12 protein-coding genes, 1 tRNA gene and 1 pseudogene are annotated in these 11,580 nt (G+C 39.4%); 1 reads left to right on the forward strand and 13 read right to left on the reverse strand.

The annotated features are described in order from the left end of the window. The 6 genes and pseudogenes from AB3329_RS06510 to AB3329_RS06535 all read right to left on the reverse strand — a co-directional run bounded on the left by AB3329_RS06510 (window position 1) and on the right by AB3329_RS06535 (window position 4,212). Window positions 1-1,281 (reverse strand): ABC transporter permease, encoded by a 1,281-nt coding sequence (locus tag AB3329_RS06510; RefSeq protein ID WP_368394976.1) that lies wholly within the window; start codon window positions 1,279-1,281, stop codon window positions 1-3. Continuing rightward, window positions 1,278-1,859 (reverse strand): GNAT family N-acetyltransferase, encoded by a 582-nt coding sequence (locus tag AB3329_RS06515; protein ID WP_368394978.1) that lies wholly within the window; start codon window positions 1,857-1,859, stop codon window positions 1,278-1,280. Before AB3329_RS06515 ends, AB3329_RS06510 begins: the two co-directional genes overlap by 4 nt. Next, a complete protein-coding gene (locus AB3329_RS06520) occupies window positions 1,834-2,427 on the reverse strand; it encodes a flavin reductase family protein (RefSeq protein WP_368394979.1) in 594 nt (197 codons plus the stop codon). Before AB3329_RS06520 ends, AB3329_RS06515 begins: the two co-directional genes overlap by 26 nt. 364 nt (window positions 2,428-2,791) lie before the next feature. Next, complete coding sequence (locus AB3329_RS06525) at window positions 2,792-3,064, reverse strand: hypothetical protein (protein ID WP_368394980.1); 273 nt, start codon at window positions 3,062-3,064, stop codon at window positions 2,792-2,794. A 297-nt stretch (window positions 3,065-3,361) separates the two neighbouring features. Then, entirely contained in the window at window positions 3,362-3,616 is a 255-nt protein-coding gene (locus tag AB3329_RS06530) for a DUF1912 family protein (protein ID WP_368394982.1), read from the reverse strand. Between the two features lie 69 nt (window positions 3,617-3,685). Further along, window positions 3,686-4,212: pseudogene (locus tag AB3329_RS06535) on the reverse strand (DapH/DapD/GlmU-related protein). Window positions 4,213-4,761: 549 nt separating this feature from the next. Here AB3329_RS06535 and AB3329_RS06540 point away from each other — a divergent pair. Continuing rightward, window positions 4,762-4,832 (forward strand) — tRNA-Thr (locus AB3329_RS06540). 309 nt (window positions 4,833-5,141) lie between these two features. On the opposite strand, the gene AB3329_RS06545 is transcribed toward AB3329_RS06540, so the two are convergent. The 7 genes from AB3329_RS06545 to AB3329_RS06575 form a co-directional block, all read right to left on the reverse strand. Continuing rightward, window positions 5,142-5,423 carry a transposase gene (locus tag AB3329_RS06545; protein WP_368394984.1) on the reverse strand — a complete coding sequence of 94 codons (282 nt, stop codon included), beginning with the start codon at window positions 5,421-5,423 and terminating at the stop codon, window positions 5,142-5,144. Between the two features lie 215 nt (window positions 5,424-5,638). Continuing rightward, on the reverse strand, window positions 5,639-7,081 hold the full coding sequence (locus tag AB3329_RS06550; RefSeq protein ID WP_368394986.1) for a collagen binding domain-containing protein: 1,443 nt from the start codon (window positions 7,079-7,081) through the stop codon (window positions 5,639-5,641). A 463-nt stretch (window positions 7,082-7,544) separates the two neighbouring features. Continuing rightward, window positions 7,545-8,693: an N-acetylglucosamine-6-phosphate deacetylase gene (nagA, locus tag AB3329_RS06555; protein ID WP_368394988.1), complete on the reverse strand. Its 1,149-nt coding sequence runs from the start codon at window positions 8,691-8,693 to the stop codon at window positions 7,545-7,547. Between the two features lie 116 nt (window positions 8,694-8,809). Continuing rightward, a complete protein-coding gene (locus AB3329_RS06560) occupies window positions 8,810-9,214 on the reverse strand; it encodes a PTS sugar transporter subunit IIA (RefSeq protein WP_368394989.1) in 405 nt (134 codons plus the stop codon). A 13-nt stretch (window positions 9,215-9,227) separates the two neighbouring features. Further along, window positions 9,228-10,037, reverse strand: a complete 810-nt coding sequence (locus AB3329_RS06565; RefSeq protein WP_368394991.1) for a PTS system mannose/fructose/sorbose family transporter subunit IID — start codon at window positions 10,035-10,037, stop codon at window positions 9,228-9,230. Beyond that, window positions 10,024-10,908 (reverse strand): PTS mannose/fructose/sorbose/N-acetylgalactosamine transporter subunit IIC, encoded by an 885-nt coding sequence (locus AB3329_RS06570; protein ID WP_368394992.1) that lies wholly within the window; start codon window positions 10,906-10,908, stop codon window positions 10,024-10,026. The genes AB3329_RS06565 and AB3329_RS06570 overlap by 14 nt, the downstream gene beginning before the upstream one ends. Before the next feature lie 42 nt (window positions 10,909-10,950). Beyond that, a complete protein-coding gene (locus tag AB3329_RS06575; RefSeq protein ID WP_368395020.1) occupies window positions 10,951-11,436 on the reverse strand; it encodes a PTS sugar transporter subunit IIB in 486 nt (161 codons plus the stop codon). Window positions 11,437-11,580 lie beyond the last annotated feature (144 nt).

An 11,580-nucleotide genomic window follows, 5' to 3' on the forward strand; every position in this document is an offset into this window, starting at 1 on the left:
TTAATAAAAAAAACCATTTGATGAATCTAGATAGTACTTCTCAACCCATTTAATTATCTTATCACTTATATGAAATGTAATAATGACAGAGATAGACATTAGAATCAAAGTGCTAAATAGATTGGACATAAATATTGATATATCTTTAGAATTGTGTTGGATTATATTGTTCAACCCTTCTTTTAAGTTATATTTTTCCGATAATACCGACAATAAATTATATATAAGTAATAAATTAAAACTCCTTACTGTCAGTAAATACAGATGCCTTTCCATTTTTTCAGTCGGTTTTTTACTTGGACGCCTGTATTTATTTATATTTCCTATAATATTAGGAAGTAAGATAGGTAAAAACCATGTCAATATTTCAATTAAATCACTTTCTATCATACTTAAAAGAACCATAAAGATTATTGCAGATAGGTATAATATATATAATAATATTAGTGAATCTTTATCATCACCGCCTTTATTAATGCTCTCATACACCCACATCCAAAAATAAATGCTTATTGCCATAGGTATAAAAAGAACAAATACAGTACTAGCGCTAAATGATGAACTATCTATCTGAAAAAATAATCTAAAGTACATCAATACAGAAATAGCTGATCCAAAATATGATTCTAGGTATGAATTCCAAAGCACTTTACCTGATGACACAGAAATATTATTTAGTTTTTTATAAGTTATAACAGATATACAACTTCTCAACAAAGGTAATAATATAAGAAATAGCATACCCATGGTTATAATAGTAGCTTCAAAATTTTTTTGAGATAAGTGGAATTCCTCAAAAATATCAGAAAAATTGCTTAATACCATTTCTACGTACTTGATATTATCTCTTAATATAAAAAATATAATAATCAAAATAGTATCAAAACCATTTAAAAAAGCAATTGCTCCTATACTTTTCCGCAAAAACTTTCTCATTTTCTGAAAGCTTTCTTCAAATAAAATACTGTAAATAATAGCTAATAAAGGCTGTAAGATTACTACTAATCTGGATTTCAAAAATACAAATATCAGCACCATCAAAGAAATCCAATAGAAGAATTTATAAGTTTTTTTGGCCACCAATTTATTTAATCTTAATCCATATAGTCCTAGCATTATTACTAAAATAATCTCAACAATATAGACTGGTGCAATCGGTAAGACACTCTTTGGAAATAAAGATATTGGAAAAGCTAAAGGGACTAATATTAACAGGGAAAACAATGACATAATAGGTAGTAAGGCTACTATATACGTTAAATATATAAATAATTTTTTCATTTTCTCCCCTCCCACTCACTTTTGAGCAACCCGTAGTGCAGGCTGGCGCAGCGTCTGCCTTGGGCATCTTTGCGGTCACGGATTCTGGCTTCTAGGGTGAAGCCCAGTTTTTCGGCAATACGGCGGCTCGGTTTGTTATAGTCATAACAGGTCAATTCGATTTTGTGAAGATTAAGCAGAGTGAAGCCTATTTCCAGCAGTGCACGCGCAGCTTCCGGCATATAGCCCTGTTCCCAGTAAGCAGGATGCAGAGTATAGCCCATCTCCAACACATCATCTGCATGGCGGTGGTTGAAATCCAGTGAACCAACTACTTTATTTTGGCCTTTGATGGTAATGCCGTAACCTGAAGGGAGGTCTTCTTTTTGCAGATTTTGCGGATAAATTTGCTCAAGGTAGTAAATTTCTTCTTCTACGGTTTGTACCGGCGGAAAGCCTGCCGGCCAGCTAACTTCCGGCAGACTGGCATAGGCAAAAATATCAGCTGCATCTGCGACTGCCCGCTGACGCAAGTAGAGACGGTCGGTTTCTATCGCAGGTAAAATCTTATCTTTAACCTGCCCTAAAATTTTTATCATATTTTTTCCTTGCTTTCTTGATGAAACTGCCTGACTGATCTGAATCTTCTTCGTCCAGATAGCGGTAAATCCTCTTCTTACTGTCTCCCATATAGATAAGGGGGTGAAAATCTGTGCTTCTGAAATAGCCTTTCTCATCAAACAATCTGTCGTCCGCCCATCGTTTAGTGATACGAGCTGTGAAATTGACATAATGTTCCCATTGCTGTACAGTTTCCACCTGACATTCCAAATTAATCGGGCAGGCTGTCAGCAGCGGAGCATCTATCGTTTCAGCCTGACTGTATGATACAGATAATTCTGAGAGCTTATCCTGACCTGTCATAAAGCCAGCGCTTTCCATAATTAAAGCTTCTTTTCTTTCAGGAATATTAAGTGTAAAAGAACCGGATTTTTGAATCTGCCGGACAGCGTTGTTCCCTTCAAACAAACCAATGACAACCATATCGCCTAAACTATAGGATGAGCTGGCTGTTGTGATATTATAACTGAACGCCTCATCTTTATATCCTAGGATAAAGATAGGAAAGCCATAATACAGTTTCTCAGTTTCAAGTGCTTGTTTCACTTATTTCTCTTTTTTTTCGCTTAATGACCAATAAATTAGCATCAGCTCACCAAATTTTTCTGCTGCAATAGAAAAACGTCCCTGTCAATTCTGACAGGGACGAATCTCATTGTGATTTCCGCGGTACCACCCAGATTCGGGCTTCAAGCCCGCTGCTTTATCTATCTTCCTCTAATCATCAGCAACTCTTCTGACATCTGTACGGATTTCTCAGCCCCACCGCTTTCTGTAAACAGACAAACTCAAAATACCTCTGAATGCTTTTTATTTTAACAGAATTTCCAGCAAAAAGCAATCTAGCTCGGTCCTGTCCATGTTTCTTCGACATAAGGCAGCTCTTCTGCAAAAGTATCCTGCTCCCCTTCTAAGGAAACATCGTAAACTTTACCATTTTTTTGGTTGTAAAGAACCAGACATAAAAGAGTTTCCCCTTATTTTTTGCAGTGCCGTAAATCTGATAAGCATCATTGCCTGAAATAGCTGCCCTTGAACCTGTCAGCCCATCAAAAAGGTCTTCTTCTTTTAGATTGGCAAAGCAGGTACCTGCAGTTCGCTCCAGAACATCGCCCTTGATCGTTTCGGCACCCAAGTCTTCCTTGGCGTAAGCATAAAGAGTTACAGCATTATAGGGTGACAAATCAGAATACTGATAACTCTCTTCGCCATCTAAATCTGTGAAACTGACCCAGTCGTTAGGAACATAAACATAACCTTAGTCAACGTTACCAATCCGCTGCATGCCAGACAAGGGAGATTCTTCTCTGGAAGAAAAACTTCTTGTCTCTGCGCAAGACTGAGAAGATGTTTGCTCAGTCGATTCAGAAGAAGCCCCTCCCCTAGTTACTAGGCTGCAAGCTGGTAAAAACTGGCTGCTATCAATAGATTAAGTCAAAATAATAGCTTCTTTTTCATATATCTGTGCTGTCATAAAATTTCAATAAGTGCTCTTTTTAAATAAACCATCCGGCGCATCATGAAACCCCTTGCCGGCACGGTAATTATCAAATTTCCCCTGAATAAACTGATAAGCATCTCGCTTGCTCTCATAGCGAATATAAGCATCAGCTGCCTGCTCATCCTTATCCTCCTCAACAAGCTTTCGGCTGGCTGCCATAGCCATCTCGTTCACCGCAATCTGTGAATCAATCCAAGCCTCAAAATCCCGTAAAAATTCCTGTTCGTAAGTCATTTATAAATAACCCCTTTATTGTTGATGCCTTATTATACCATTTTTCAAAAACAAAATAAGTTTTTATTCTCAGCTGTCAGGGTCAATGTGCTTAATCACCTTGGCGGGAACGCCACCGACAACAGTATAAGCTGGGACATCTTTACTGACCACAGCACCGGCAGCCACAACGGCCCAGTCGCCTATGGTCACACCGCTGAGAACAGTTGCATTAGAGCCAATCCATACATTCTGACCCAGCTTAATCGGCGCATAATGGTTTTTGCGCTTCATGAAGGCCTGAGGTCATGATTAACCGTCGCCAGAACAACATTATGGCCAATAAAGCAGCCATCACCGATTTCAATGTCGCCTTGATCCTGAAAATGACAGCCCGAGTTAATAAAAATATCTTTACACAAACTGATATTTTTGCCATAATCCGTATAAAAAGGCGGAAAAAGACGAAAGCTCTCATCAATCTCTTTTTCCAAGAGCCGGCTCACGATAGCTCTGACTTCCTCTGGACTATGATAGGTATTATTTAATTCCATACTAATCCGAATTGCTTCTTGATAGGGATCAGCCAACTTCTGTTCATCTTTATAATCAGTCATCCTCCCACCTCCAGTAAGATACTAAGGCCGTTAAGAATGCAAAAGGAAAATAGGAGACTGACCGATGAATTCAAAAAGATTCGAGGTCAGGCTATCTTTTTCCCGCAGCATTTAGTCCGTGTTCAATTTAACAAGATACAAAGAGCGTTTAAAGAGCAAAGCAAAAATAGGAAAACTGACGAAGAAACCTCAGTTTCTAGGAAGTTTTATACTCACAAGAGCAGCCACATTCGTACGTCAGCTTATGCTTCCTACGACTGCGTCTCTTTTTTGCACAGCTCTTAGCTCGTGTTCAATTTAACAAGATACAAAGAGCCTTTAAAGAGTAAAATAAGTTCTGCAGATATTTAATTTATGAAAACCCTTTCAGTCATTATATCATCTTCTTCTGAAATTCTCTAGGTAAGCCAGCTAAAAAAATAAACAGTTGCTCCTAAGAGGCTGCAATAGGAAATTTTCCATTTTTTTCTGAAAATGTCTTCAAAGAATAACTGAAAAGATAACATTTTTCTTGCCATAAAAAAAGTTTCATGATACTATAGAAAAGTAGCCGCTATAGTTAAATGGTATAATAGAGCAATGGTAATGCTCCGTTCCGAGTTCGATTCTCGGTGGTGGCATCATATATCACTAGCACTTTGAAAGCCTGATTTTTTAAGTTTTTTACTTTGTAAAGTAAATAGCACTTTATTCACAAAAACTAATGAGTCATCTTTACAATCAAAACACCCTCAAACGAGTGGTTTTGGAAAGGGCTGTAAGCCCACATTATTAGCCAGCGCCTAAAGACGCTGGTTTTCACTTTATTCAAGCCTTATTACTTTTAACTTGTCACCAGCCTCTCAAGTATGCTTTGGTATGATTCAATATCCCTAACAGAATCTTTATACTTTTACACTCAATTTATCCAAAACTATATCATGTTTTTCCTATTCCTTGATATATTTCTTTATTGTGGCTTCATTGGGTTCAACTATACTGACATAATAATCCTCTGTCCAAAAATGTTGATTACCAAATTTGTATTTGAGATTGGCGTGTTTATCAAACATCATGAGTACACTTCTACCTTTCGATATCCTATGAAACTTGTGGCTCTTATTCTTGGCGAGATACTTACCAACGCTCTGCATCAAATGTCCTTCTATTATTTCAATTCCTCTGTAGCTGCATAATCTCTGATTTGTGTGACTATATGTTTTTTGGATCATATTTTTTCTCCTTTCGCTTTACAATAAGCTTGAACACCTTTATTGTAACGCGTTTGGAGATTTTTTGTATAACATCCGATGCGCACCCGCATAGCGGGTGGTTTATTGTTTCGCACCTACGGAGCGAAACGGACTAAAGTCGCATAAATGAAGAAGGATCTGAGTTTTTGACTCAGATTCTTCATTAGATACTTTAACTGTTGTTTTCTCTTATTTTAGGCTTCTTTTTTACGGTTGACCAAGAACAATCCTGCTACGGAAAGTACAGTAACACCTGCTAAAATAACAACTGTATTTTCCTGCTCACCTGTGCTTGGCAGTTTTTTCTTCCCCTTGCCGCCTTTATCTGAACTTGTACTTGTATTTGGGGCAGGCATTGTGCTAGTGCCCGATTCTTGGCTGCCAGCAGGAGAAGTTGAGGTGGTTGTTGTGGTAGTAGTTGTAGTCGTACTGCTCGATATTCCCGTAATAGAAGTTGTTGGATTTCCCCTAACGGTAGTTGTTGTTGAAGTTACCGCTGTTGTCGTTGGACTTTCTATCGTTGTGGTCGTGCTAGTTGGAGCAACTGTAGTTGTCACACTTTCTGTTGTTGACGCTGCGGTAGTAGTAGGGGTTTCTGTTGTTACTGTCGGTGCTTCTGTTATTGTTGTTTCTGCTGATGTAACACTTGTAAGTTTATCGCCATCAGCTCCCCCATCAGCTGCTACATTGGCTACTGTATAGTTAAATGATTCACCGCTAACGGCGTCTTTCCCATTTTCCTTATACCAAGCTTTACTATGATTTTCAAAAAACCTCTGTTCAGGATTATCCACCTTGGTCAAATACATAATACTGATGCTATTCAAAGAAACCCAACCGCTTGGAATAGCAACAGTTATTGTACCAGTTGCAGCATCAGCGGAAATAACGGCACCAGTAAAATCATTAGAAAAATCGTTCAGAGCATCTGAACCAGAATACACTGCATTCTGTAATCCGGTTACTGTAATATAAAAACTATCCATATCAAGAGTTTGACCTGATTGAATCTGATCTTCAATTCGAACATCATCAGCAGCATAAACATTGTCGTTATTTATATTAAGAAACCAGCGGACATGTTCTGTGTCATTTGGCTGCATATCTCCAGTCTTATAATAGAAAACACTGCCGACCCCTGATGCCCCTTTTTTCACTGTTACACTGGTTGTTTCTCCACCGCTCGAGAGAGTAAAAGAACCAGAATGTTCATCGCTGGTTTGTGTTAAGTTGCGGCCTTGGATTTCAAATTCACCCCAGCCAGTAATATTTTGCAAACCACTGACACCCTCATTAAAAGTAACAGTCGCCTGACCATCACTGATAACCAGATCGCCAACATATGTTTCTTGGATAGTCAGCCTAACTGTCTTGCTAAAGCCTGAACCATAAACTGTTCCAGAATTTTGCCATGTTACGTTGATAGTATCGCCTGAATTTATTTTTTGAGAATGTTCATCAAAAGTAAATCTGACCTTTGTTTTTCCGCCATCATTGATTTCGGCTGGCGATACTGTCAAAGAAGTGATATTGTTGCTGACATCAGAAGCCTGAACTGTCCCTCCTAAAGAAAAGAAAGCCATGATAAATACAAACGGTATGAAGAAATACATATTGAATATTGCCATTTTTTTCATTTTTCAAACAAACCTCCTAGATTGACAAGCTAACTAAGCAAGTAGCTGCTGAAAATATAATGTTAATATTGTTAAAAAATCAAATATTATAATCTAATTATAATCTTTTATATATAGTATAGCATATTACTACATTGATGTAAGTAATTTTTTATATAAATCTAAAAATGACAGTATATTTATAGACCGGAATAAATTACATGCAGCCATGCTTATTTAAAATATTTGGATTCAAATGATTTACAGCAAATCTTTCGGAGTTTCATCCATTTCAACTCCGAAAGATTTGCTGTCTGAAAGAAAATATAAAAGCTTGTTCCTAGCATGTCTTAATCTTATCTAAGGTAAGGCTTTACTGAAAACTTCTGCTTCTTAATTGATACAGCAGATACCAAGCTCTAGTATGTCTGTTTAGCTGATTTTTTCTTTGAAAATACGGTATTTCTTTTGCCATGTCGGCAAACTAAGCCTGATAAACTTTTTTGCCATCCAGATAAGTCGCTGCTAAGTTCAGCTCCTGATCTAAAACAATAAAGTCAGCCGCAAGGCCTTCCTTAATTTGACCGCAAACATCATCAATCCCCACTGAAACAGCAGGAACAAAACTGGCCATCTTAACAGCTTCTTCTGCTGTCGCAAGTCCCCAGTCGACGACATTTTTCAAACCATCTTTCAGTTTTAAAATCGAACCGGCCAGACTGCCGCTGTCCTTCAGGCGTGCTGTCCCGTCAGACACGGTCACCGCAAATTCACCGAGCCTATAATCACCGTCTGCACAGCCGCCAGCACTCATGCAGTCTGTAATCAAGGCGATGCGGTTGTGTGTTTTTTGCTGCATTAAAATATCACAGGCTACAGGTGACACATGCTGTCCATCACAAATTAACTCCGCATAAGTATTTGGAATGTTGTAAACTGCACCTACCATACCAGGTTCACGGTGATTAAGTCCGCGCATTCCGTTATAGGCATGCACCCAGACTGAAGCACCGGCCTCCACGGCTGTTTTTGCTTCTTTATAAGTTGCATTGGAATGGCCAAGAGCTACTGTCACACCCTGAGCAGTCAAAGCAGAGACAAAGTTCGCAGCACCTTTGCGTTCCGGGGCTATGGCAATTTTCTTAATAAGCCCGCCGGCTGCCTCCTGCCATGCCGCAAATTCTTCGAGGCTGGGATCTTTCATATAAGATGGGTTTTGAGCCCCCTTATATTTTTCTGTAAAATAAGGGCCCTCAAAATAAATACCGCGGATTTTTGCGCCCGTCACTTCAGGAGCTGCCGATGCCACTGTCTCAGACACATCCCTCAGTCGTTCGAACGATGAGGTCAAAGTCGTTGGAAGAAAAGAAGTGACACCTGTTGACAAGAGCCTTTGACTTATAATTTTGATGCCTTCAGCCGAGTTATCCATAACATCGTGGCCGCCATAACCATGAATGTGGGTGTCCACAAGCCCGGGAGCAATTCGATAACCTGAATAATCAATCACATCCGCACCCTCAGGGAGAGCAGGCTGCCACTGGCCAAAAACACCATCATTGATTTCTAAATAACCACCGGTTTTTATTTCTTCCGGGTAATAAAATAAATCTGCTTTGAGAAAGGTTGTCATTATAAAATCCTCCGATTCGTCATTTCTAGTATACACCCTTTAAATTCTATCATAAATGGTACATACCAAAAAAGCAACCATTTTGGTTACTTTTTGGGATAAAATTTGAAAGAAGATCAATCCTCTTCTTCCTTATCAAGTGAAAGAAGCAAATCATTAACACACAGAGTATTCTCTCTTGCAAACTCCACAAGATTCACATCTTCACCGACCAGTTGGCCATTCAGAAAACCAATAACCATAGGCATATTCATGCCGGCATAGAGTTCAAATTGATGGCCCTCCATCAAGAGACGGGACAGCACATTGCAGGGAGTTCCGCCCATCAAATCAGCAAGAACAATATAATTGTCCAAACTCTCAGCTATTTCTAAAAATTTATCCTTAAATTCTTCTGCCCCCTCCCATTCATATAATCCAACAGCATGAATCTTTTCCTGCGGTCCCATAATCATTTCAACGCTTTTCTTTAGTTCTTCACAAAAAGCGCCGTGACTGACTAAAATTAAATCCTTTGCCATAAACATTTACCTACTAAACACCAAGAATACCAAAGTATGCCATCACAAGCGCAAAGAAAATGATGATTAAAATAGCTTTTGTTGATGTCATACCTTTACGTCCAAGCAGCCAGAAGACTGCACCAGTAAAGAGCGCAGGGACAAGACGCGGGAAGATTTGATCAAAAAGACCCTGAACATCAATCACCTTGTCCCCGATTGAAGGAGCCGCAGTAAATTGGAAATTAATCATTGTGGCAATCAGAGCGCCGACCATAAAAACACCCATAACCGAAGCTGCCTCAACCAGTGCTGTTAATTTATCACGCATGGTTGTTACCAGCTTTGTTCCTTCACGGTAAGCAATCTCTAGTTGTTTCCAGCGGAAGATATTGATTAAAAAAGTTACCCCTACCCATAAGAAAACACCTAAAGGATTGCCGTTCATTGCCAGGGAAGCAGCAATAGAACCCATAATCGCCGGAACAAGTGAAGCAAATACAGAATCCCCAATTGGTGCAAAAGGCCCCATCAAACCGGCTTTAACACCATTAACAGCATCTTTGGCCGCTATTCCTTCGTTTTCTTCAAGTGCCAAATCGATCCCTGTGATAATAGTATGAAAAAAGTTTGAGGTATTAAAAAACTGAGTATGTGTTTTCATCATTTCTTTCAGCTCAGGGGTCCCATCTTTGTACATCTTCCGAAGCTGAGGCAGGATAATATAGAGATAGCTTGAGCCTTGCATCCGTTCATAATTCCAGCCTAATTGAAAAGTGAACAAACTGCGTTTATTGATTTGTTTAAAATCTTCTTTAGTCAGTTTATAATTAGATTTCGTCATCTTCAATTTCCCCGCTTTCTGAAAGATCCGGTTTTACTTCGGTAATTGTCACATTCTGACCGTTTTTATAATGGATTGTTGCCAAAGCTGCGCCAATAATGGCAATGCCAATCATAGGAAGACCATTACTGAATGAGCTGGCATCAAAATCTTTAACAAGGCCTGCAACCGCGCCGCCAAGTGATGATAAACCGCCAAAAACTGTCGTCATCATAGCTGTGATGGCAAAACCGAGGGCCAAATAATGAATATTGCGCTTAACAGGCAGATAATGAAGCAAAATAGCAAATCCAAGACCAGGAAGCATCTTCCCTGCAAGTGTCAGGCCATCAGCCAGCCATTGGACATTAGAAATCCCTTGTACAATAGCATCGACTGCACCTCCGCCAAGGGCCAGAGCAAGAAATACCGGTAAGGCACGCGATAAAGCCCATGGAATAGCACCGTAAAGGTAGTTGCGCTCAATGGCTGCATAGTTGAAATTCTCAACATGCTTATCGATACGATGAGCAAAATACGTCGTAGAAAAACGGCCAAGGATGTCCGTGTAGACCATCAGCGCTGCTACCGGCACAGCAATCGTAGAAATAGCCAATTCCGGTTTGATGCCCTGAGCAACAGAAAAAGCTGTCGCCAGAACTGCACCAGAGGTCGCATCAATGCGGGAAGCACCACCGAAAGTCCCAACACCAAGCACCATAAGCTGCAAACTTCCCCCGATCCAAAGACCCGTTTCGAGGTCTCCCATGATAATACCGGCGATAAATCCGGCAAATACAGGTGAACCTGCAGACGTATTAATCGTCAGCTCATCACAAATTTGATAAGCTGAATACAAAGTCAGTAGTAGAATTTGCCACCATTGAATCATGATGTTTTCCTCCTCATATTTTAAAATGTCGACCGATAGGCTTTATCTTACTTTATCCAATAAAGGCATAAAATCTGCAGGTGAATCACCAGGAACCATTTGTGCAATGAGTTTCGTTCCTCTGGCCTTTATAGCATCAAAAGCAGCAATATCTGCATCAACAACATTAATAGAACGTGTAACCGAACGCGTCTCTTTAGTTTGAGACATATTTCCGACATTGAGTTCTGGGATAGTTACTCCTCTTTCAATCAAGCCCAAGAAGCGATCGGGCTTACGAGCCACAATCATCAGGCGCTGAGAACCATATCGTCCGGCTAAAATATTATTGGCAGCCTTTTCGATGGTCAGCACAGATAATTTCACTCCCGCCGGAGTTGCCAATTTCAATGCGGTTTTTTCTAAATCACTGTTAACCACTTCATCATCAACTACCATAATACGGCTGATATTTAACTTTGTTGTCCAAAGATTAGCAACTTGTCCATGAATCAACCGTCCATCAATACGTGCAGCTGCAATAGTCATCATATTTCTCCTTTTATTAAAAACAAGATACAAAGCCCGTTAAAAGCTCACAGCAAAAATAGGAAAACTGACGAAGAAACTTCAGTTTCTAGGAAGTTTTATCTTTTTTGCAAAGAGCTTAGGGCGTGTTCAATTCACAAGATA

This window comes from Streptococcus huangxiaojuni (assembly GCF_040930515.1).
Lineage (GTDB): Bacteria > Bacillota > Bacilli > Lactobacillales > Streptococcaceae > Streptococcus > Streptococcus huangxiaojuni.